Origin of the sequence: Brevundimonas variabilis (assembly GCF_014199945.1) — a bacterium.
GTDB classification, from domain to species: domain Bacteria; phylum Pseudomonadota; class Alphaproteobacteria; order Caulobacterales; family Caulobacteraceae; genus Brevundimonas; species Brevundimonas variabilis.
Genome location: NZ_JACHOR010000001.1, coordinates 731,351 through 751,362 on the forward strand (window position 1 = coordinate 731,351; position 20,012 = coordinate 751,362).

Below are 20,012 nucleotides of genomic sequence, written 5' to 3' on the forward strand. Positions count from 1 at the left end.
ATGAAATTCCTGACGCTCGTCAGCATCCTTGCCCTGATCTGGGTCATCGGCCTGTTCGCCTTCGCGGACCGTGTCCGGAGCCTGACGCCGGCCGCTGAGCCCGCTCGGGCCGACGCCATCGTCGCCCTGACAGGCCCGTCGGCCGAACGCGTCAACACGGCCATCCGTCTGCTGGAGCAGGACAAGGGCGACCGCGTGCTGATCTCCGGCGTCAATCGCGAAGTCCGCCGCCAGGAACTCCGGGCCCTGACGCCCGGCTCCAGCCGCCTGTTCAACTGCTGTGTGGATCTCGGTTTCGAGGCCGAGGACACGATCGGCAATGCCCAGGAAATCTCGAACTGGGCGCGATCCAAGGGCTATGACGACCTGATCGTCGTCACCTCGGACTACCACATGCCGCGCGCCCTCCTGGAAATCCGGGGCATGGCGCCGGACGTGAAGCTGACGCCCTATGCCGTACAGACGCCGTCGCTGGACGACTCCCGCTGGTGGCGGGCCGCCGTGACGGCCCGGCGCATGACGCTGGAGTATCTGAAATACCTTGCCGTGCTGGGACGCGAAGGCGTGCGACGGATCAGCGGGGACCAAGGCGGATCCGCAGAACCGGTCGCCGCTCAGGAGCCCGCATGATGGTCACGATCCGGTCGCTGATCTTCGTCGTCTGGCTGTATCTGTCGCTGGCCATCTTTGCGGTCGGGATGTCGCCGGCACTGCTGATGCCCCACCGCTATGCCCTTGGGGTGGTCAAGCTCTGGGCCCGCTTCATCCTGTTCGGCCTGCACGGGATCGCTGGTGTCCGGATCGAGTTCCGGGGGCTGGAACACCGTCCGGTCGGACCCGCACTGGTGGCCTGCAAACATCAGTGCATGCTGGACATCATCATCCCGTTCGTCGTGCTGGAAGACCCCTGCATCATCGCCAAGAAGGAACTGATGAGTCTGCCGTTCTTCGGCTGGTTCGCCATCAAGACGAAGATGATCTCGGTCGACCGCGAAGCCCATGCCAAGGCGCTCAAGGACATGATCCGCCAGACCCGCGCGCGCGCGGCCGAGGGCCGCCAGATCTGGATCTTTCCCGAGGGCACCCGGGCCGAACCCGGGACGCCGCCCGACTACAAGCCCGGGGTGATGGCCCTGTATCGGGAACTGGGTGGTCCCTGCTGGCCTGTGGCAACCAATGCCGGGGTCCACTGGCCGCCGCACGGCTTTCGCCGCTATCCCGGAACGATCGTCTACGAGTTCCTGCCCCGGATCGAGGCCGGGTTGAAGCGGCCGGACTTCATGGCCGAGCTGGAGGCCCGGATCGAAACCGCCTCGGATGCCCTTCTGCTTCCCCGCGCCTAGGTTGCCGCGAACTCGCTGAGCGCGTCGATGACAGCGCGGTTCTGGTCCTCGGTACCGACCGTGATGCGCAGCCCATCGTGGATGCCATAGCCGCCGACGGGGCGGACGATGATCCCTTTAGAGTTCAGATAATCATTGGCGGCTGCAGCCGTGCGCTTGCCATCCCGGAACAGCACGAGGACGAAATTCCCGGCGCTGGGCAGGACCTCGAAGCCGAAGCCGCGGATCGCCTGGGTCAGGCGCGGGCGCCAGCTCTGCACCAGATCGCGCGAGGCGGTCTGGTGCGCCTCGTCGGCCAGCGCGGCCGTGGCGGCGTCCAGCCCGGGGACCGACACATTGAACGGCAGCCGAATCCGGTCGATCGCCTCGGCCACGGCCAGGGGGGCATAGCCGAAACCGACCCGCAGCCCGCCAAGGCCATGGATCTTGGAAAAGGTTCGCGTGACGACAATGTTGGCGGCGTCGCGGGCCAGGGGAAAGCTGGTTTCCCAGTCGGCCTCGGTGACGAACTCGGCATAGGCCTCATCGACGACCAGTACGACATCGGCGGGCAGGGCCGCGTGCAGGCGACGGATTTCCTCGCCGCTATTGTAGCTCCCCGTAGGGTTTGACGGGTTGGAAACATAGACGATCCTGGTCCGGTCATCGACCTGTTCCAGCAGGGCATCGACCTCGGCCTTGTAGCCGGGTTCCGGGGCCAGCTTGACCTGGGCCTCGCAGCCCAGGGCACTGATCCGGTAGGCGAGGAATCCATATTGGCCGGTCACGATATTGTCGCCCGGCGACAGATAGGTCTGGTTCAGCAGGGCAAAGACCTCGTCCGAACCGTTGCCGAAGATCAGCCGATCGGGCTCAAGCCCATGCTTCTCGGCCACGGCATCGCGCAGCTTCGAGGCCCGCCCGTCGGGGTAGAGGGCGATGTTGCCCAACGCAGCCGCAAACGCCTGCTGTGCCTTTTCACCCGCCCCGAGCGCATTCTCGTTCGACGACAGCTTCATCGGCTTGTCGAAACCGGCGAGGCCCGACTTGCCACCGACATACGGAGCGATGTCGAGGATGCCGGGCTTGGGCGCGGGTCCGGTCACAGGGGCAGCGTCGGTCATGGGAAACCTCGAAATCGGAATAGAGGGTCAGAAAACAGGAGCGGCGCCGATGACGCCTTTCAGGGTGCCGGGGGCCATCGCCAGCCGCCCGTCCTCGACCTGCACATAGCCCGCGAGCGCGAACAGCTTCAACCCACCCGCCGCATGCACCATCGTCGCGACCAGACCTGCGCCGGAAAGCGCCTGGACAATCCCGGCCTGCGAGGCCGGGCTGTCGGTGACCCAGAAGGTCCGGTCGTTGCCGGTCGGGCCGGTCAAGGCCCGCGACACCATCAGCGCCTGCGGCCGGGCAGCAAGGTCGTCCGGCAGGGCCGCGACCACCTGCAGGTCCGGCATCGCCAGAAGCCGCCCCCACCACGGCCGCGCGCTGGCCATATCGATCAGGGCTCGCCCACCCGCCCGGACCTCGTTCAAGGCTGCATCAGGGTCGGCGACCATCCCCTGGACTGTGCCGTAGCGGTCAGCGGCCAGCAGGCCCGCGAGCGGGCCACAGGCCGTGATCGCGTCCCCCGTCGCGGCGTCGATCCGGCCCAGCACGGCCCTGACCGCCGCCCGGGCCGACGGCGCTACGTTCGGGCCCAGAAGGGACCGCAGCGCGATGGCATCGGCATCCGGCCCCGTCCGCACGCCGCCCTGCATGCGGGCTGTCACAGCCTCGACCACGGCCCTGTCGAGCTCAAGAAGGCGGGCGTCGCCGGGCGGTTCGACCAGCATCAGAACAGCCGGGGTGCGGGCGCGAGGGCAAAGGGTCCCAGAAAGGTGCGGCCCTCTCGGAAGACCAGCGTCAGTTCGACCGCATCGCCGCCTCCTGCCGCACCCTGGGCTGCGGAGGCCGCCGCCGCCCCTGCCGCACCGACCGGGTTGACGCCGGCGCTGCCGGATTGCGCGAGCCCGGCCAGGGCGTTGAGCGGGCGGTCAGCCTTCAGGGCGACATTGCCCTGCAACCGTCCATTGGCGTCGGCCGACAGGCTGGGACTGGACAGGATCGCGCGACTTTCACCGGCCGCAATCTCTCCGCGCGTGTTCAGAAATCGCCCGCCCGAAGCCGTCCAGGCCGCAAAGATCCCGGCGGAGTCCGCGCCGCGCAGGCGGCTGGCGTCGTCAATGACCGTCTCGATCTGGGCCGTGAGCTTGCCATTGCGCGCCATGCCCTGAACCGGCCCCCCGGCCCTCCCCTCGGCCTCGATCAGCCGGAACAGCACATCCACACTGTCTGGACCGGGCTTCAGCCGCGCTGCCGCATCGGCCGGGATTGCGGCACCCGCCGCAGGACCCAGATGCGGTCGCAGGTAGAATTCGACACGATCCGCGCGCGAGATCGGGAAGGCCTCGGCTCCGGGCTGGGCGGTGAACACGGGGTTGGCCAGTTCGATCGCGACGTTGGGGTAGGTCTGGGTCAACCCATGGATGCTGGCGCGGATCGCATCTCCCCGCACCGCGACCCTGCCCTTGGCCGCCCGTGTGAGGGTCAGGCCGTCCGGAGCAAGCACGACCCAGCGGGTCGGGGCGTAGGCATTGGCCTCGGCCACGAAGACCGGACTGGCCAGCGCATGGGTCGACGGGGCTGCAATGGAAACGTCCCGAACCTCGACCCGCGTCCGGAACGGCCAGCCGGTCGTGCTCATGTCCGTATAGGCTACGGTCCAGCCGGACTGACGCAGGCTCTCTGCCTGGGCGACCAGCCTCTGCTCGACCTGGGCGGTCAGCCAGAACCACCAGCCTGTCCAGGCCGCCAGCGCCAGTCCGACGAGTATGAAGGGAAGGAACAGGCCGGCGCGGCTGTGTTTGCGGGGAAGGGCTTCGCTCATGGCGCTCTGTTACAGCAGGGCGGCGGCGAAAAGAACGGCCTGCGGTTCGCTCGTGGCCCGGACGAAAAAGAACGTCGGCACGGCCGCAACCGCGCCGAACAACACGCGTTTACGGCCACGGTTCTTTTGCAAGGCATATCCCATGACCCATCGTCACCGTTCCATCCTTCCCCTCGTCGCCGCCATGGCCATGTCCTTTGGTATCACGGCCTGCACAGAGTCCGAGCAGAATGCAGCCGAAGCCGATGCCGAGGTTGCAGCTGACCGCACGGCCGATGTTGCGGCCGAAGCCGGTGACGCCCTCGTGGACGGAGCGGCTCAGGCCGGTGAGGTGATCGAGGGCGGGGCCATGAAGGCTGCCCAGGCTGTGGAAGACGTCTCCGGCGACGCGGCGCGCAAGCTTGAGGCGGAACAGGCGGAAGCCGCTGCCGAGGGGCGTCCGGGCGCAATCAATCCGGCCACCGACGAGCGCCAATAGGCTTAGCCCATGCTCCCTGGTTCGTCTGGCGCATGCGCCAGACGAACCAGGGGATCTAGTTTCTCGCGGCAATACGAAGCAGGCCGGTGGTAAGATTTGAGGCCGGGACGCTCATCGGCTTGCCGTGATTTGACGGGTAAGCGTTTGGCCGGGCACCAGACGTCTTCCGTGGCACTCAGGCCGAAGGGTCACCCGAGCACCGTATTTCAGTCTTCGGGTTTTGAAGGCATTCCCGCCGGCTCTGCCAGCAAGGCATCCACCAGGGCTCTCGCATCGGGCCCTGACCAGTCGGCCCCTCCGGTCAGGGTCGCGCGAACCCGCCCCTCACGATCCAGGAGAATGGTTTGCGGCATGCCGCCTCGACCCTCGAACGCAAAGGGCAGCTGAAATGCCGGGTCGTTGTAGAAGGGGAGCGGCGGCTGGCTGTCGATGAAGGCCACGGCCTTTTCACGCTGGTCCACCACATCGACGCTGACGGGCAGGACCAGAACCTCGGGATTGTCGCCATAGTGCCGAGACAGGGCGGCAAGTGTCGGCATCTCGGCGAGACAGGGGGCGCACCAGGTGGCCCAGAGATTGACGACGACGACCTTTCCCCTGAAGTCGGACAGGCGGGTCCCGGTTCCGTCACGGGCGAGGAAGGGATGGTCGGTCGCCGCTTCGGCCGCGTCCGGGATGGCCAGCTCCGCCAATTCTCCGGTCGCAAAACGCCTCACGTCATCGCCTGAGTCTTTGCCCGCGCCCGTCTGTTGTGCGTAGAACCACGCGGCTGCCGCCACTGCCGCGACAGCGAGCGCTGCAACTCCCGCCCAGACCGTCTTTTTCGAGCTGCCCATGTCATCCTCTTCCGACGCCGCTCCCGCACCGTCCGGCCAGTCTCTATGGGGCGGACGCTTCTCGGCCAAGCCCGCCGACATCATGCAGGCCATCAACGTCTCGATCGGGGTCGACAAACGCCTGTGGGCTCAGGACCTGGCGGGGTCGCGGGCCCATTGCCGCATGCTGATCGCCCAGGGCATCATCACGGCCGAAGACGGCACCGCGATCCTGGAGGGCCTCGACACCATCGAGGGCGAGATCACAAGCGGCAGCTTTCCGTTCCGCGATCAGTATGAGGACATCCACATGAATGTGGAGGCCCGGTTGGCCGAGCTGATCGGCGAGCCGTCGGGGCGTCTGCACACGGCGCGCAGCCGCAACGACCAGGTCGCCACCGACTTCCGGCTCTGGGTTCGCGACGCCTGCGACCGGACAATCCATCAACTCCAGGCGCTGCAACGCGCCCTGCTGGCCCGGGCGGAACAGCATGCCGGCGACCTGATGCCGGGCTTCACCCATCTGCAGACGGCGCAGCCCGTGACGTTCGGGCATCATCTGATGGCCTATGTCGAGATGGCCGGCCGCGATGCCTCGCGGTTCGCGGATGCGCGAGCCCGCATGAACGAGAACCCGCTGGGATCCGCCGCCCTGGCCGGATCGCCCTTCCCGATCGATCGCCATGCGACGGCGGCCGAACTCGGTTTCGACCGGCCGATGGCCAACAGCCTGGATGCGGTATCCGACCGGGATTTTGCGCTGGAGACCCTTGCGGCCGCCTCGATCTGCGCCGGGCATCTGTCGCGACTGGCCGAGGAAATCGTGGTCTGGATGACGCCGATGTTCGGCTTCGTCACCCTGCCCGACGACCTGACGACCGGGTCCTCGATCATGCCGCAGAAGCGCAATCCCGATGCCGCCGAACTGGTGCGGGCCAAGACCGGGCGGGTGTTGGGCGCCTTCGTGGCCCTGTCGACCGTGATGAAAGGCCTGCCTCTGGCCTATTCCAAGGACATGCAGGAGGACAAGCCGCCGGTCTTCGAGGCCATGGACGCGCTGGATCTGGCCCTGACAGCCATGACGGCCATGGTCGGCGCGCTTCGCCCGAACATCGACCGGATGCGCGCTGCCGCAGGCACCGGCTATTCCACGGCCACCGACCTGGCGGACTGGCTGGTTCGTGAACTGAACCTGCCCTTTCGCAGGGCACACCATGTCACCGGCGCGGCGGTGAAGCGGGCAGAGGCCCTGGGCGTGGATTTGGCGCAACTCCCGATTCAGGAACTGCAATCGCTGGAGCCCGGCGTCACCGAAGCGGTGTACAAGGTACTGACCCCTGAGGCTTCCTGCGCCAGTCGCCAGAGCTTTGGCGGCACCGCGCCGGAGCAGGTCCGGATGCGCATTGCAGAATGGAAGTTGCGTCTCGGATGAAAACCCTGATGACCCTGGGCGCACTCGCCCTTATCGCCGTCGCGACGGCAGGCTGCGGTCGGATGGCCGAGCTCGAAGCCCCTCAACCGCGCCAGACCGAGCGCGCGCCACGCTCGGCCTCGGCCCCCAAGCTTCCAGACCCGGCGACGGTGAACCGTCCGTCGAGCCAGCAACCGATCGATGGTGGCCCTTCAAACCCGTTCGGTGGACGCGCTGCCGACCGCGAGCCGCAGTAGTTGAACCATTTCGAACCGATAGACGGCATCCTGCATGCCGAAGAGGTCTCGCTGATCGACCTCGCAGAAACGGTCGGGACGCCGGTCTATGTCTATTCGACCGCAACGCTCGAACGGCATTACCGGGTCCTGGCCGAGGCAGTGGCGGCCAACGGCAAGGCGCTCGGCGACGTTCTGATCGCCTTTGCCGTCAAGGCCAACTCGAATGTGTCGGTGCTGGCGACCCTGGCCCGGTTGGGGTGCGGGGCTGACACGGTTTCGGAAGGTGAAATTCGCCGCGCCCTGAAGGCCGGCATTCCGGCCAGCCGGATCGTGTTCTCGGGTGTCGGCAAGACCGATGGCGAACTGGCCTATGCCCTTGATGTCGGGGTCCGCCAGATCAATGTCGAAAGCCCCTCGGAACTGGATCGGCTGATCGTCGTCGCTGAACGGTCAGCCGCCTGCCCGGACATCGCCATCCGCGTGAACCCCAAGGTCGGAGCGGGCGGCCATGCCAAGATCACCACCGGCGGCGAAGGCGACAAGTTCGGCATCCCGGTCGACGAGGCCCTCGCGCTCTATGCACGCGCAGCCTCGTCGCACCATGTTCGACCGGTCGGGCTTGCCTGTCACATCGGCAGCCAGATCACCGACCTGGCCCCGCTGGAAGCCGCGTTCGTCTTATTGCGCCAGATGACGATGACCCTTCGCGAACAAGGGCTGGAGGTGTCGCGGCTGGACCTCGGGGGCGGGCTTGGCGTGCCTTATCAAGGCGGTGCCATGACCGCCGCGCCCGCTGACTATGTCGCCATGGCCGCGCGCGTGCTTGACGGTCTGGACGTGGATGCCGTGTTCGAACCCGGGCGCCTGCTGGCCGCCAATGCCGGCATACTGCTGAGCCGGGTGATCCAGATCACCGAGAGAGCCGCGGATGCTGACGGTTCCGGACGGCGCTTCCTGGTTCTGGATGCGGCCATGAACGACCTGATCCGGCCGGCCATGTACGACGCCTTCCACGAGGTGGTGCCGGTGACACCCCGGTCCGGCGAAGCTGTCAGCTACGACATCGTCGGCCCGGTTTGCGAGACCGGCGACACCTTTGCGCGCGACCGGACCATGCCCCCGGTCCAGCCCGGCGATCTGGTCGCCTTCACCGGTGCCGGGGCCTATGGGGCGGTCATGTCGAGCGAATACAACACCCGCCCCCTGGTTCCGGAAGTGCTGGTCCGAAACGCAGACTGGGCCGTGGTACGACCACGGCCCAGCTACGAAGATATCCTGGATCGCGAGGCGACCGCCGGCTGGCTCGTGAAAGCCTAGACGGCTTCCTTCTGGCGTGACGGATGAAAGAACAGGGCCTGGCTGATCGCGGCCTTCACCGTTTCCGGCTGGAAGGGCTTGGTGATCAGGAAGGTCGGCTCGGGACGTTCGCCGGTCAGCAGCCGCTCGGGGAAGGCGGTGATGAAGATCACCGGCACGTCGAAACGCTTCAGGATGTCCTTCACGGCATCGATACCGGATGAGCCATCGGCCAGCTGGATGTCGGCAAGCACCAGACCCGGGCGGTGGCGCGCGACAGCATCGACGGCCTCGTCGTGGGTCGTGGCGGTTCCCGTGACATTGTGGCCAAGCTCGCGGACCAGGCTTTCGATATCTGCCGAAATGATGGCCTCGTCCTCGATGATAAGGACATCGGTGGCCAGCTCGGCGTCGATCTCGCTCTGCGCCGATCCGATCAGCCGCTCGACCTCATAGGCATCTGCTCCCAGGATCTGGGCCGCTTCCGAGGGGGTGAAGCCCTCGAGCGCCGTCAGCAGGAACGCCTGACGCGATCTCGGTGCGATCCGCATCAGCCGGCGAGACGCGTCGTCGTGGGCCTCGAGCCCGCTGGCGTCCTCCAGCTTGGCACCGGTCGAAACCCAGATCGTGTGAAACACATGATAGAGGGCCACGCGCGGGGTCATGTCCGCAGGCAGCTGCCGTTCGCCGGCTGCAAGCGCCTCGAGAGCGACGCGGACATAGTTGTCGCCGGTCGCCTGATCGCCCGTCAGGGCACGAGCGTAACGACGGACGTAAGGCAGATGCGGCGCAAGCCGGGCCAGAAGGCTCATTCAGAAAAATCCCCGAAAAGGCATGTTGGAACCCCGCACACGCGGGCCCCGTGGGCACAGGAACGTCACAAGCATGGCCGGGTTCCCTGTCACAACCCCCAAGCTTGAGCATTAAATGCGCTTAACCTAGGAACTCGTGCGGGGCCACCACGTTGACGGGGTCCATGGGGCGTGAAAACGCGAGCATATCGGCGGCGGTCTTGTTTATGATTGATACTCCAGAGTCCTCCAGGCGCAGCCCGCCCGACAAGGCAGAGGCCGGCCTGGAAGAAGCGCGCCTGCGGCAGCAGGCGATCGGCGTGAAGCTTCGGCACATGTTCGATCAGGTGGTCAACGAGCCCGTGCCGGACGAGTTTCTCGACATCCTGCGCCGCGCTGACGATCGTTCGTCAGGCGGGGACAAGACATGAGTGCCGGCCGCGCGCCCGCGCCTCCCAAGCCCCCTTCCGCCGACGATGCGGGTTTCAAACGCGAACTGGTTACCCTGATCCCGCATCTGCGCGCCTTCGCCCGCACCCTGACCGGCGATCCGACCGCAGCCGATGACCTGGCTCAGGATGCGATGATGAAGGCCTGGGATGCCCGGGCCAGCTATCAGATGGGCACCAACATGAAGGCCTGGACCTTCATGATCCTGCGCAACCAGTTCTATTCGGAAAAGCGTCGGTCATGGCGACAGTCGCAACTGGACCAGGAGGCCGCAGAGCGCACGCTGGTCGCCGTGGATGATCCGGAGGCACCCGTCGCCCTGGACGAACTGCGGCTGGCGCTCAACACGCTTCCCGAGGAACAGCGTGAAGCCCTGATCCTCGTCGGTGCCGGCGGTTTCGCCTATGAGGAGGCCGCTGCGATCTGCCAATGTGCGGTCGGAACGGTCAAAAGCCGCGTCAGCCGTGCCCGCAAGGCGCTCGCCGCGACGCTCGAGCGGGGCGGCTACACCCGCGACGGCCGTGCCGCCGGGGATGCAATGCGCTCCATCCTGGCCGATGCAGATCGCCTGAGCGGCTCGCGGTCGTTCTGAAAATGCTCGGGTCCGGCCGCGCATCTGGCCCGTCAGGGCGGCGGCCTGCCGTGCTGAGACCGGGCCCTCAGCGATTCAGGGGGATCCGGTTCAGACTGGGAATGGCCATGGCTCTGGCCCTCCTGCCGATCCTCCTGCTGGGCGGGTTTCAGGCCCGGGGCGATTTTCGAGAACAGGCGGCCGAGCGCAAGGCGGATCTTCTTCTGGCTGCGGAACGAAGCGCGACAGAGGCGCGCGCCAAACTTGACTCGGCGACGCTCGTCCTGACGGTCCTGAGCCCGGAATCGCTGGGTCCTTTTTGCGGGCCCCGTCTCGGAACGCTGGTGGATCGCCTCGAGGGCTATGATGGCCTTTACCGGATCAGTTCGAACGGGGCGATCGTCTGCCGCGCCGAAGCCCAAACCGGTCTGTCTGCCTCCGTGACTGATACGCTCTGGTTTGAGCGCCTGAAGGGCGGCGAAGATACGGTCATCGTGCGATCCCTCGCTGGTGTGCCCCAACACCCCGCCCTGATCGTCGCGGTCCGGGCCCAGCGGCCCATGGGCACCTTCGACGGCGCAATGGTCGGTCTGATCGACCTTGCCAGCCTTCAGCCAAGGGTTGACGACGCATCCCTGCCGGCTGGCGCGCAAGCGGCGCTCACGGACTCCAGTGGCCAGATCCTCACCGCCACCGACATGGCCGCCTTTGCGACCGTGAACGACGGCGACCCAAGCTTCATCGAGCAGACCCGTTCTACCGAAACCGCCATCTTCGAAGCCCGGGATGGCACGGGCCAGAACCGCGTCTATGCCGTGGCGGCACTGGCGGGTCGCGATATCCAGGTCCTGTTTTCGGCCCCTGCCCCCGGTTGGTTGTCGTGGGCGCGGCTGAACCCCATCGGCCTGGTGCTCATGCCGCTCGCGGCGTGGCTGACGGCCTTCATTGCCGTGATGACGGTGTCAGAGCGCATCATCATCCGATGGCTGACCTATCTGGAGCGGGTCGCCTCCATCTATGCCAAGGGGCGGTTCACTGTCCGTCCCACCCAGGCCGCAAACGCACCGTCCGAAATCCGCGTCCTGGCCAACACCCTGGACGAGCTGGCCGATACCATTCAGGCCCGGGATGCCGCCCTGAACGAAGGTCTGGCCGAAAAAGACGCGCTGATGCGCGAGATCCATCATCGGGTGAAGAACAACCTTCAGATCATATCCTCGCTCCTGTCGATGCAGCAGCGGGCGCTGACGGATGCACCGGCAAAGGCCGCCCTGGGTGACACACGGCAGCGGATTTCGGCCCTGGCCCTGATCTATCGGACGCTCTACCAGAGCGACAATATCCGCCACGCCGACGCACGCGACTTTCTAACGGAGCTGATCGGCCAGCTCGTGGCCAGCGAGGCTGGCCGCGGCCATCTCGTGACCAGTTCGGTACAGGCAGACAGCCTCCTGGTTGATCCCGACAAGCTGGCGCCTCTGGCCCTCTGGCTGGTCGAGGCGGTGACCAATGCCCAGAAACATGCCTTTGCGACCCGGGGCGGTGATCTGCAGGTCCGCTTCACCGTCGAGGGAGAGACAAGCGTGCTGGAAGTGCAGGATAACGGTCCCGGTCCCGACCAGGCCGCGGACTCCGGTGGCGTGGGCCGAACCCTGATGGGGGCGTTCGCCAAACAGCTGAGAGGCTCGGCCGAACTGATCCCGGCACCCTGCGGCGGTACGATCGCACGACTGGTCTTTGCGACCCCGGAAGCCCTCACGCCGACCGATCCACACGATGTCTCTGGAACCTCCGGAGCAGTATCGCGTTGATCGACCGCAAGAATGGCGAAATCGCCTCGCTTTCCCGGAGAGTTAACATGCGTAAAATCCTGATCCTCGTCGTTGCCGCCGCTGCCCTGTCGACGGCTGCCTGCAACACCATCGCCGGCGCAGGCCGCGACACCCAGGCCGTTGGCTCCGCCGTGACCGGTGCCGCAAACGACGCCAAGAACTAAAGCCTGCGTCATCGGGCGGTCGAACTGCGACCGCCCCGGTTTATCGACCACCTTGCGTGGGGGTCGAGGCTAGAGAACCCTGTCGGCACCCCCCCGGTCGACAGGGTTCTCGCTGTTTTGGACCCAAGCTTCCCCCACCGCTTGACCCCCGCTAGGCTGATCCGCAAAAGCGCGCCGGAGATGCCGCGTCCAGGGGAGAAAATCGATGAGCGAGCCTGCACAGGCCCAGACCGTGGGCGAGGGTCCGGGTCTCAGGACGGTCGTTGGCGCATCGGCGGCGGGCACGGCCTTCGAGTGGTATGATTTCTTCATCTTCGGGTCGCTGACGACCATTATCGCCCGGCATTTCTATGCCGATGTGGGTGAGGCAACGAGCTACATCCTGGCTCTGCTGACCTTCGGTGTCGGGTTCGTCGTCCGGCCCCTCGGTGCACTCGTGTTCGGCTGGTTCGGCGACAAGACCGGGCGCAAGACGACCTTCCTCGTCACCATCACCTTGATGGGAATAGCCACGGTCGCGATCGGTCTGCTGCCGGATTATGGACAGATCGGCATCCTGGCTCCGGTTCTGCTCATCTTTCTCCGCATCGTTCAGGGTTTTGCCCTCGGCGGAGAGTATGGCGGAGCCGCGATCTACGTCGCCGAACACGCTCCACCGAAGAAACGCGGCTTCCTGACGGGCTGGATCCAGACCACGGCCGCCATCGGCCTGATCATGGCACTGAGCGTCATCCTGATCACGCGGGCGGTCCTGGGGGTCGAAGCCTTCGATGAATGGGGATGGCGAATCCCGTTCCTGCTGTCCTTCTTCCTGCTGGTGATTTCGCTGTGGATCCGGCTCAAGCTGCACGAAAGTCCGGCCTTCAAGCGGATGGTCGCCGAAAGCACCGAGCGCCAGGCCCCCTTCCGCGAGAGCTTCGCGACCTGGAAGGTCGGCAAATATGTCCTGATTGCTCTGGTCGGCATCATGTTTGCCCAGGGGGCCGTCTGGTACGCGGGCTATTTCTACACGCGCTTTTTCATGGAGCGGGTGCTCAAGATCGAAGTTGCGACCGTGGATGGGCTGATCCTTGCGATCACTGTGGCATCCGCCGTGCTGTACGTCTTCTTCGGCTGGCTTTCGGACCGGATCGGCAGAAAGCCGGTCATGGTGGGAGGCATGATCCTGTTCCTGATTGCCGTGTTCCCGGGGTTCCACGCCCTGACACGCGCGGCCAATCCGGCTCTGGCTCAGGCTCAGGCCACCTCGCCGGTGACCGTGATCGCAGACCCGGACACCTGTGCGGTCCAGTTCGATCCGGTCGGCAAGACTGCCTTTGCCTCTTCATGCGACCTGGCCAAGAATGTTCTGTCCAATGCCGGCGTAAGCTACGACAACGTTGCGGCTCCTGCAGGCACCCTTGCCGAAGTGCGGGTGGGATCGGTGTCCATTTCATCGGTCGAGGGTGCCGGCCTTGACCCCGCTGCACTCAAGACCGCGAAGACCGACGTCGATACCCGGGTGAAGGCTGCCCTGACAGAGGCCGGTTACCCCGCCAGGGCCGATCCGGAACGGATCAATCTGTTGGCCGTGTTCGGCATTCTCCTGGTGTTCATGGTCGCAGCGACCGCTGTCTATGGTCCCCAGGCAGCCGCCCTGGTCGAACTGTTCCCGACACGGGTGCGCTATACGGCGATGAGCCTGCCCTACAACGTCGGGACGGGATGGGTCGGGGGACTGCTTCCGGCGGCCAGCTTTGCGCTGGTGGCTTGGTCAGGGAACATCTATTTCGGCCTGTGGTATTCGCTCGGCTTTACCGCTGTCGCCGCTGTGGTCGCCCTGCTGTTTCTGCCGGAAACCCGCGGTCGGGACCTGAACACCATCGGCGAATGAGCGTTGAAGCGCCACAGGTCTTGTCCAGGGAAGTCGTCATGAACACCACCGCCAAGGCCGCCGGCCTGAAGCTGCTTCGCCAGCACGCCCTGATCGCGGGCAGACCCGTAGGAGCCGGCTCAGACGCGATCGCCGTGGACGACCCCGCGACCGGCGAGATCATCGGCCACATCCCCAACCTCGGCGTGGCCGAAACCGAGGAGGCGATCCAGGCCGCCCACGCTGCCTTTGCCGACTGGTCGCGCTCCGACCCCCACAAGCGGGCGGCCTTCCTGCGGGAGTGGGCACGGCTGATCGATGCCAATCTTGACGGACTCGGCGCCCTGATGGCGCTCGAGAACGGCAAGCCGTTCGAGGAAGCCAAAGGTGAGGTGACCTATGCCAACAGCTTCCTGAAATGGTTTGCCGGCGAGGCCGAGCGGCTGATCGGCGAGACCCATGACAGCCCGCTTGGCCATCTGATCCTGACCTACCGCGAGGCCGTTGGTCCCTGCGCCCTGATCACGCCCTGGAACTTCCCGACCGCCATGCTGACGCGCAAGCTGGGACCGGCGTTCGCCGCGGGGTGTACAGCCGTGGTCAAGCCTGCATCCCAGACGCCATTCTCGGCCATCATTCTGGCGGAACTGGCCTATGAGGCGGGTCTTCCCAAGGGCGCCCTCAGCATCGTCACGGGCGACGCCGCCGCGATCGGCGGGGCCATGACGCGGTCTCCGCTGATCCGCAAACTGTCGTTCACGGGCTCGACCGGGGTCGGCGCGAAGCTGGCCGAACAGTGCGCGCCGACGCTCAAGCGGCTGTCGCTCGAATTGGGCGGGTCCGCCCCGCTGATCGTGTTCGAGGACGCCGATCTGGACCTGGCCGTGGCCGAGACGATCAAGGCCAAGTTCCGCAATGCCGGCCAGACCTGCGTCTGCCCCAACCGCGTCTATGCCCATGCCAGCATTGCCGCCGCCTATGCGGAAAAACTCTCGGCTGCCGTCGCGGAGATCAAGGTCGGGCCGGCCTTCGAAGAGGGCGTCAAGGTCGGCCCCCTGATCGAGGATAAGGCGCTGACCAAGGTCGAGGACCATCTGGCCCGTGTCAGGGCGTCGGGTGGTCGGGTTTTGACGGGCGGCGAGCGCCATGCCCTGGGAGGCCGGTTCTATACCCCGACCGTAACGCTGGGCGGGGATGACGAGATGTTCCGCCACGAGGAGACGTTCGGCCCCCTGATCCCCGTCTTCCCCTTCGACACCGAGGACGAGGTTCTGGCAAAGGCCAATGACAGCGAGTTCGGCCTGGCCTCCTACATCTTCACCCGGGACCTCGACCGGGCCATGCGGGTCAGCCGACGCATTGAAGCGGGCATGTGCGGCGTCAACACCGGCCTGATGTCTACGGCCGTCGCCGCATTTGGAGGGGTCAAGCAGTCCGGCTACGGCCGCGAAGGCTCGACCCACGGCATCGACGAATATGTGAACATCAAATCGGTGACACTGGCGTTGAAGTAGGCCCTTTGAACCGCACGCACCCGCGTCGCCCGTCACGGGTGCGCCACGAGATTGGACCGATCAAACGGGAAGCGCGCCGCGCTTGACCACCGTCCGCATGGCCACGCTGGAGCTGACCCGGGTCACGCCCGGGAGGGTTGTCAGGGCCTTGGCGTGGACCCGTTCGAGGTCGTCGACATCGCGCACCACAAGCCTCAGCAGATAGTCGGAGCCGCCCGTCATCAGATAGCATTCGACAACCTCGGGCACGGTGGCGATGGCAGTCTCGAAGGCCGTCAGGGTGCTCTCGGCCTGGGACGACAAGGTCACGGTCACGAAGACACAGATCGGCAGTCCGACAGACCGCTCGTTGATGATGGCGGCATAGTGATCGATCACGCCCGCAGCCTCCAGCGCCCGCAGGCGGCGGAGGCAGGCACTTTCGGACAGGGCCACTGTCTTCGCCAGATCGGCATTGGTGATCCGCCCGTCGTGCTGAAGGGCACGGAGCATCTTTCTGTCGATGGCGTCGAGCGTCACGGCGGAAACGGTCTGCATGGGGCGTCTTTCAAACAGGTTCTGCGAGTTTACGGCGTTCAGTCGCGCAAATGAACAGGAACCTGCGATCCGCGAGACGCTAGAATGCCGCGATACAGCGGCCCGCCGGTCCATGAGCAGGCCCGTCAACAGGGAAGATCACCATGCGCGTCGGCGTCCCCAGGGAAATCAAGAAGAACGAACACCGCGTCGGCCTGACGCCGACAGCTGTGCGCGAGTATGTCGCCCGCGGACACGCCGTCTCGGTCGAGACCGGAGCGGGTCTCGGGGCCGGCTTCACGGATGACGATTTCACCCGCGCCGGCGCGACCATCGTTGCCGACGCACCGACCATCTTTGCCAACGCGGACATGATCGTGAAGGTCAAGGAGCCGCAGAAGGTCGAGTGGGAAATGCTCCGCGAGGACCAGATTCTCTACACCTATCTGCACCTGGCTCCGGATCCCGAACAGACCAAGGGCCTGATGGCTTCGAAATGCGCGGCCATCGCCTATGAGACCGTGACCGATGCCCGTGGTGGCCTGCCGCTGCTGGCCCCGATGTCGGAAGTCGCCGGGCGGATCGCGGTCTTCTCGGCAGCCGAGACCCTGCTCAAGCACAATGGTGGCATGGGACTGCTGTTCTGCGGCGTGCCGGGCGTGGCCCCGGCGCGGGTGCTGGTCCTGGGCGGCGGTGTCGTCGGCCTGAACGCGGCCCGGATGGCCATGGGCCTGGGGGCCGAGGTGGTCGTGCTGGAGCGCTCGATCCCGCGGATGGCCTATATCGACGAGGTCACCAACGGCCGGGTCATCACCCGTTATTCCTCGATCGGGGCGATCGACGAGGAGGTCGTCAAGGCCGACGTCGTGATCGGGGCCGTTCTCGTTCCCGGTGCAGAGGCTCCCAAGCTGATCAAGAAGGCGCACCTGAAACAGATGAAACCCGGCTCGGTGCTGGTCGACGTTGCCATCGACCAGGGCGGCTGTTTCGAGACCAGCCACGCCACGACCCACGAAGACCCGACCTATGTCATCGACGGCGTCGTCCACTACTGCGTGGCCAATATGCCGGGTGCCGCGCCGCGCACCTCGTCGGAAGCCCTGAACAACGCGACCCTGCCGTTCGGCCTTGCCCTGGCCGATCACGGTCTGGAAGCCCTGCGCAAGGATCCGCATCTGGCGCGTGGGCTGAACGTCCTGAAGGGCGAGATCACCTACCCGGCCGTCGCCGAGGCCATGGGCCTGGGCTGGAGCGATCCATTCGGCGTCTGGGCCAAGGGCTGACGCCCGGCCGTCCTCCCCGGGCATTGCGCCTCGGGGAGGACGGGCTCAGGACCGGTAGTCGCCGTTGATCTCGATGTAGCCCTTGGTCAGATCGCAGGTCCAGACTGTGGCCGAGGCCCGGCCAGCACCGACGTCCACCAAGATGTCGATCTCGGAATTCTTCATATAGGCCGTCATCTTGGCCTCGTCGTAGGTCGGTGACGGTGCGCCGTCGATGGCGGCCTGATGCGGGCCGAATTTGATCGCGAGATGGTCGCGGTTGACGGGTTCCTCGGTCTTGCCGACCGCCATCACGACCCGCCCCCAGTTGGCGTCCTGACCGGCGATGGCGGTCTTGACCAGCGGACTGTCGGCGATCGACTTGGCCAGCTTCCGGGCCGAAGCCGGGCTCGCGGCACCATCCACGGTCACCTTGACGAATTTCGTCGCGCCCTCGCCATCGCGCACCAGCTGGTGGGCGAGATCCAGCATGATCCTCTCCAGCGCCTCGCTGAACCCCTTCAGCCGGCGGTCGCCGACTCGCCCGATGCGCGGCGCGCCCGACGCACCGGTCGCGAACAGCAGGCAGGTGTCATTGGTCGAGGTGTCGCCGTCCACCGTTACGCTGTTGAAGGTGGTGCGGACATGCAGACCCAGCAGCGCCCGCAGGACCGGCGGTGCGATCGCGGCGTCCGTGACGATGAACCCGAGCATGGTCGCCATGTCCGGCGCGATCATGCCCGAGCCCTTGGCGATGCCAGCGAGACGTACCCTGAACCCCTCGATCTCGCACTCGGCATAGGCCCCCTTGGGGAAGGTGTCGGTCGTCATGATGCCCCGACCGGCACCCGCCCATTGCTCGGTCGGATGGGTGTCGGCATCCATCCGCGCCTCGATCTCCCCGAGGCGGGCTGCGATCTTGCGGTCATCGAGCAGCACCCCGATCACGCCTGTGGAGGCCAGCATCACGTCTCGCTGTCGGCAGCCGAAGCGTTTGGCGATCTCCGAGGCCGTCCGTCGTGCCGCGTCGGCCCCCGGCTTGCCGGTGAAGGCGTTGGCGCAACCGGCGTTGACGACCAGCGCCCGGACATCGTCGCCCCCGCCGTCGCTGTCCAGCTGTCGGCGGCACCAGTCGACCGGTGCCGAGCCGATCTTGTGGCGGGTAAAGACGCCCGCGCAGGTCGTGCCGCGGGCGAAGCGGAAGACCACCAGATCATCGCGTTCGTGCTTGTAGAAGCCCGCCCGCGCGGTCGCGATCTCGACGCCGCCTATCGGCGGAATCGTCGGAAAGGGAACAGCAAGGGGCGAGACGGCCAGACCTGGCTTGCCCGGAGCAGCAGGCGTCGCCACTGCTGCAGCCGGAGCCTGCGTCGCCCGTTTCAGCGCGGAGGCGAAGGGATCCAGGGCCTTTTCGAGGGCATGCTCGATCTTCTGTCCGGTCGAAACGCGGGGTGGCGGGGTCGATTCACGGCTCATGCAGCGGCCTTTCGAGCAGGAACGGAAGCGGAGGGACGGTTCGGTCGGGGTTCAGGATTGCCGGTTTCGATCAGGACGTCGACATCGGCCTTGCCTCTTAGCTGCTCCAGCAGCTGTCTTACCCGCTCATAGGTCAGATATCGAACGATCTGGGGCCGTGCCTGCTCCAGCGTCGGCGGCGCCTCGGTGCGCCGGTCCTCGACCCGCAGGACGGCCCAGCCGCCGGTGGTCTGGACCGGACCGACCGTCGCGCCCGTGGGGGCGTCGCGCAGCGCATTGGCGAATGCCTCCGGCACCACATCCAGAGTGGCATAGCCCAGGTCGCCGCCTGAAAACCGCGTCGCCTCGTCGATCGAGCGTTCGGCGGCGACAGCCTCGAACAGAGCCCCCTGCCCCAGAATGCCGATCACGGCATCGGCCTCGGGCTTCGTCGCCGTGAGAATCAGCCGGAACCGAACCTCCTCCGATCCCCGGGCCAGACGCAGCTGTTCCCGGTACAGGGTCTCGACCGCCGTGTCGGAGATCGCGCCATCGACGACGCTCTCGACCAGCATGTCACCGAGAATTCGCTGGCGGGTCGCTTCCAGCCGCCGCTGTGCCAGGGCCGCATTATCGAGCCCCCGGCGCTCGGCCTCTGCTGCCAGAAGCTTCTGGTCGATCACTTCATCAAGAACACGCCGGAACAGGTCGCTGGTGACATCCAGAGGTTCATCCTCGCCGATCAGGCCCTGGGCGACAGCCTCGCGCCGGACGTCGGAGGCCCACAGGGTCTGGTCCTGCACCCGGGCAACGGCGGTGTCATCCGGCTCGGGGGCCGCCTCGCGGCGCGATCCCTGACCACAGGCCGACAGCATCACAACGGCAACGAACAGGAGGGGAAACAGGCGGGTTTTTGGGGGTCGCACCGGGCGCTCCGTCCGACTGGAGAGACCCGAAAGCCCGAAGGGCCAAAGGCCCTCGCGTTGACAGGGGTAGGGTCGGTGCTTAAGTCCCGCCTGCGCCCAAGTCGAGCGGTTTTCGATCGTCCGCGCGGACCTTGCAGCGCCAGTGGCGAACGCGGGGCCGCCGCCGGTGTCAGCCTCTCGTGCGGC

22 protein-coding genes are annotated in these 20,012 nt (G+C 66.3%); 13 read left to right on the top strand and 9 right to left on the bottom strand.

Annotated elements, in window-relative coordinates; translation table 11 throughout:
* Together GGR13_RS03550 and GGR13_RS03555 are read left to right on the top strand one after the other, a co-directional pair.
* On the top strand, window positions 1-630 hold the full coding sequence (locus GGR13_RS03550; RefSeq protein ID WP_183212060.1) for a YdcF family protein: 630 nt from the start codon (window positions 1-3) through the stop codon (window positions 628-630).
* Window positions 630-1,343 (top strand): lysophospholipid acyltransferase family protein, encoded by a 714-nt coding sequence (locus GGR13_RS03555; RefSeq protein WP_183212294.1) that lies wholly within the window; start codon window positions 630-632, stop codon window positions 1,341-1,343. Before GGR13_RS03550 ends, GGR13_RS03555 begins: the two co-directional genes overlap by 1 nt.
* Here GGR13_RS03555 and hisC read toward each other — a convergent pair.
* From hisC to GGR13_RS16730, 4 genes are read right to left on the bottom strand one after another with little or no spacing between them, the layout of a single operon-like run.
* A complete protein-coding gene (gene hisC / locus GGR13_RS03560; protein ID WP_183212061.1) occupies window positions 1,340-2,446 on the bottom strand; it encodes a histidinol-phosphate transaminase in 1,107 nt (368 codons plus the stop codon). The two genes, GGR13_RS03555 and hisC, sit on opposite strands and share 4 nt — an antisense overlap.
* A gap of 27 nt (window positions 2,447-2,473) precedes the next feature.
* Window positions 2,474-3,160 carry a hypothetical protein gene (locus GGR13_RS03565; RefSeq protein ID WP_183212062.1) on the bottom strand — a complete coding sequence of 229 codons (687 nt, stop codon included), beginning with the start codon at window positions 3,158-3,160 and terminating at the stop codon, window positions 2,474-2,476.
* Window positions 3,160-4,254 (bottom strand): DUF2125 domain-containing protein, encoded by a 1,095-nt coding sequence (locus tag GGR13_RS03570; RefSeq protein ID WP_183212063.1) that lies wholly within the window; start codon window positions 4,252-4,254, stop codon window positions 3,160-3,162. Before GGR13_RS03570 ends, GGR13_RS03565 begins: the two co-directional genes overlap by 1 nt.
* 9 nt (window positions 4,255-4,263) lie before the next feature.
* Entirely contained in the window at window positions 4,264-4,398 is a 135-nt protein-coding gene (locus GGR13_RS16730; RefSeq protein ID WP_281380535.1) for a hypothetical protein, read from the bottom strand.
* Between GGR13_RS16730 and GGR13_RS03575 the strand changes: the two genes are divergently transcribed.
* Window positions 4,397-4,732 carry a hypothetical protein gene (locus tag GGR13_RS03575; protein ID WP_183212064.1) on the top strand — a complete coding sequence of 112 codons (336 nt, stop codon included), beginning with the start codon at window positions 4,397-4,399 and terminating at the stop codon, window positions 4,730-4,732. The two genes, GGR13_RS16730 and GGR13_RS03575, sit on opposite strands and share 2 nt — an antisense overlap.
* A 206-nt stretch (window positions 4,733-4,938) precedes the next feature.
* Here GGR13_RS03575 and GGR13_RS03580 read toward each other — a convergent pair whose 3' ends face one another.
* Window positions 4,939-5,568: a TlpA family protein disulfide reductase gene (locus GGR13_RS03580; RefSeq protein WP_183212065.1), complete on the bottom strand. Its 630-nt coding sequence runs from the start codon at window positions 5,566-5,568 to the stop codon at window positions 4,939-4,941.
* Between GGR13_RS03580 and argH the strand changes: the two genes are divergently transcribed.
* Genes argH through lysA form a run of 3 tightly spaced genes read left to right on the top strand, consistent with a single transcriptional unit; the run spans window position 5,567 to window position 8,514 of the window.
* Window positions 5,567-6,979 carry an argininosuccinate lyase gene (gene argH / locus GGR13_RS03585; RefSeq protein WP_183212066.1) on the top strand — a complete coding sequence of 471 codons (1,413 nt, stop codon included), beginning with the start codon at window positions 5,567-5,569 and terminating at the stop codon, window positions 6,977-6,979. The two genes, GGR13_RS03580 and argH, sit on opposite strands and share 2 nt — an antisense overlap.
* An 8-nt stretch (window positions 6,980-6,987) precedes the next feature.
* Complete coding sequence (locus GGR13_RS03590) at window positions 6,988-7,215, top strand: hypothetical protein (RefSeq protein WP_246347650.1); 228 nt, start codon at window positions 6,988-6,990, stop codon at window positions 7,213-7,215.
* Window positions 7,216-8,514, top strand: a complete 1,299-nt coding sequence (gene lysA, locus GGR13_RS03595) for a diaminopimelate decarboxylase (RefSeq protein WP_183212068.1) — start codon at window positions 7,216-7,218, stop codon at window positions 8,512-8,514. It abuts the gene before it with no gap.
* Here the strand turns inward: lysA and phyR are convergent.
* Window positions 8,511-9,305 (bottom strand): anti-anti sigma factor/receiver protein PhyR, encoded by a 795-nt coding sequence (phyR, locus tag GGR13_RS03600; protein WP_183212069.1) that lies wholly within the window; start codon window positions 9,303-9,305, stop codon window positions 8,511-8,513. The genes lysA and phyR overlap by 4 nt on opposite strands.
* Window positions 9,306-9,511: 206 nt before the next feature.
* Between phyR and nepR the strand changes: the two genes are divergently transcribed.
* The 6 genes from nepR to GGR13_RS03630 all read left to right on the top strand — a co-directional run bounded on the left by nepR (window position 9,512) and on the right by GGR13_RS03630 (window position 15,667).
* Complete coding sequence (nepR, locus tag GGR13_RS03605; protein ID WP_183212295.1) at window positions 9,512-9,715, top strand: anti-sigma T factor NepR; 204 nt, start codon at window positions 9,512-9,514, stop codon at window positions 9,713-9,715.
* A complete protein-coding gene (locus GGR13_RS03610; protein ID WP_183212070.1) occupies window positions 9,712-10,326 on the top strand; it encodes a sigma-70 family RNA polymerase sigma factor in 615 nt (204 codons plus the stop codon). The genes nepR and GGR13_RS03610 overlap by 4 nt, the downstream gene beginning before the upstream one ends.
* A gap of 107 nt (window positions 10,327-10,433) precedes the next feature.
* On the top strand, window positions 10,434-12,116 hold the full coding sequence (gene phyK, locus GGR13_RS03615; protein ID WP_183212071.1) for a sensor histidine kinase PhyK: 1,683 nt from the start codon (window positions 10,434-10,436) through the stop codon (window positions 12,114-12,116).
* Between the two features lie 47 nt (window positions 12,117-12,163).
* Complete coding sequence (locus tag GGR13_RS03620) at window positions 12,164-12,301, top strand: entericidin A/B family lipoprotein (RefSeq protein ID WP_183212072.1); 138 nt, start codon at window positions 12,164-12,166, stop codon at window positions 12,299-12,301.
* 205 nt (window positions 12,302-12,506) lie between these two features.
* A complete protein-coding gene (locus tag GGR13_RS03625; protein ID WP_183212073.1) occupies window positions 12,507-14,174 on the top strand; it encodes an MFS transporter in 1,668 nt (555 codons plus the stop codon).
* A gap of 38 nt (window positions 14,175-14,212) precedes the next feature.
* Window positions 14,213-15,667, top strand: coding sequence for an NAD-dependent succinate-semialdehyde dehydrogenase (locus GGR13_RS03630; RefSeq protein ID WP_183212074.1), 1,455 nt, complete (start codon window positions 14,213-14,215; stop codon window positions 15,665-15,667).
* A gap of 60 nt (window positions 15,668-15,727) precedes the next feature.
* Here the strand turns inward: GGR13_RS03630 and GGR13_RS03635 are convergent, their stop codons facing one another.
* Window positions 15,728-16,204, bottom strand: a complete 477-nt coding sequence (locus GGR13_RS03635; RefSeq protein WP_183212075.1) for an Lrp/AsnC family transcriptional regulator — start codon at window positions 16,202-16,204, stop codon at window positions 15,728-15,730.
* A 143-nt stretch (window positions 16,205-16,347) separates the two neighbouring features.
* Here GGR13_RS03635 and ald point away from each other — a divergent pair, with 143 nt between their 5' ends.
* The gene (gene ald / locus GGR13_RS03640) at window positions 16,348-17,466 is read left to right on the top strand and encodes an alanine dehydrogenase (protein WP_183212076.1); all 1,119 of its coding nucleotides are present in this window, start codon (window positions 16,348-16,350) and stop codon (window positions 17,464-17,466) included.
* Between the two features lie 45 nt (window positions 17,467-17,511).
* On the opposite strand, the gene argJ is transcribed toward ald, so the two are convergent.
* Together argJ and GGR13_RS03650 are read right to left on the bottom strand one after the other, a co-directional pair.
* Window positions 17,512-18,921, bottom strand: a complete 1,410-nt coding sequence (gene argJ / locus GGR13_RS03645; RefSeq protein WP_183212077.1) for a bifunctional glutamate N-acetyltransferase/amino-acid acetyltransferase ArgJ — start codon at window positions 18,919-18,921, stop codon at window positions 17,512-17,514.
* Window positions 18,918-19,775, bottom strand: a complete 858-nt coding sequence (locus GGR13_RS03650) for a peptidylprolyl isomerase (protein ID WP_183212296.1) — start codon at window positions 19,773-19,775, stop codon at window positions 18,918-18,920. The genes argJ and GGR13_RS03650 overlap by 4 nt, the downstream gene beginning before the upstream one ends.
* Window positions 19,776-20,012: the final 237 nt, after the last annotated feature.

Coding starts and splice junctions, on each gene's coding strand:
- GGR13_RS03555 (WP_183212294.1), top strand. CDS start 630: ATGGTCACGATCCGGTCGCTGATCTTCGTCGTCTGGCTGTATCTGTCG.
- GGR13_RS03625 (WP_183212073.1), top strand. CDS start 12,507: ATGAGCGAGCCTGCACAGGCCCAGACCGTGGGCGAGGGTCCGGGTCTC.
- GGR13_RS03590 (WP_246347650.1), top strand. CDS start 6,988: ATGACCCTGGGCGCACTCGCCCTTATCGCCGTCGCGACGGCAGGCTGC.
- GGR13_RS03575 (WP_183212064.1), top strand. CDS start 4,397: ATGACCCATCGTCACCGTTCCATCCTTCCCCTCGTCGCCGCCATGGCC.
- phyR (WP_183212069.1), bottom strand. CDS start 9,305: ATGAGCCTTCTGGCCCGGCTTGCGCCGCATCTGCCTTACGTCCGTCGT.
- nepR (WP_183212295.1), top strand. CDS start 9,512: ATGATTGATACTCCAGAGTCCTCCAGGCGCAGCCCGCCCGACAAGGCA.
- GGR13_RS03565 (WP_183212062.1), bottom strand. CDS start 3,160: ATGCTGGTCGAACCGCCCGGCGACGCCCGCCTTCTTGAGCTCGACAGG.
- GGR13_RS03635 (WP_183212075.1), bottom strand. CDS start 16,204: ATGCAGACCGTTTCCGCCGTGACGCTCGACGCCATCGACAGAAAGATG.
- GGR13_RS03630 (WP_183212074.1), top strand. CDS start 14,213: ATGAACACCACCGCCAAGGCCGCCGGCCTGAAGCTGCTTCGCCAGCAC.
- argH (WP_183212066.1), top strand. CDS start 5,567: ATGTCATCCTCTTCCGACGCCGCTCCCGCACCGTCCGGCCAGTCTCTA.
- phyK (WP_183212071.1), top strand. CDS start 10,434: ATGGCTCTGGCCCTCCTGCCGATCCTCCTGCTGGGCGGGTTTCAGGCC.
- GGR13_RS03570 (WP_183212063.1), bottom strand. CDS start 4,254: ATGAGCGAAGCCCTTCCCCGCAAACACAGCCGCGCCGGCCTGTTCCTT.
- hisC (WP_183212061.1), bottom strand. CDS start 2,446: ATGACCGACGCTGCCCCTGTGACCGGACCCGCGCCCAAGCCCGGCATC.
- GGR13_RS03580 (WP_183212065.1), bottom strand. CDS start 5,568: ATGGGCAGCTCGAAAAAGACGGTCTGGGCGGGAGTTGCAGCGCTCGCT.
- argJ (WP_183212077.1), bottom strand. CDS start 18,921: ATGAGCCGTGAATCGACCCCGCCACCCCGCGTTTCGACCGGACAGAAG.
- GGR13_RS03620 (WP_183212072.1), top strand. CDS start 12,164: ATGCGTAAAATCCTGATCCTCGTCGTTGCCGCCGCTGCCCTGTCGACG.
- GGR13_RS03550 (WP_183212060.1), top strand. CDS start 1: ATGAAATTCCTGACGCTCGTCAGCATCCTTGCCCTGATCTGGGTCATC.
- GGR13_RS03610 (WP_183212070.1), top strand. CDS start 9,712: ATGAGTGCCGGCCGCGCGCCCGCGCCTCCCAAGCCCCCTTCCGCCGAC.
- ald (WP_183212076.1), top strand. CDS start 16,348: ATGCGCGTCGGCGTCCCCAGGGAAATCAAGAAGAACGAACACCGCGTC.
- GGR13_RS03650 (WP_183212296.1), bottom strand. CDS start 19,775: ATGCTGTCGGCCTGTGGTCAGGGATCGCGCCGCGAGGCGGCCCCCGAG.
- GGR13_RS16730 (WP_281380535.1), bottom strand. CDS start 4,398: ATGGGATATGCCTTGCAAAAGAACCGTGGCCGTAAACGCGTGTTGTTC.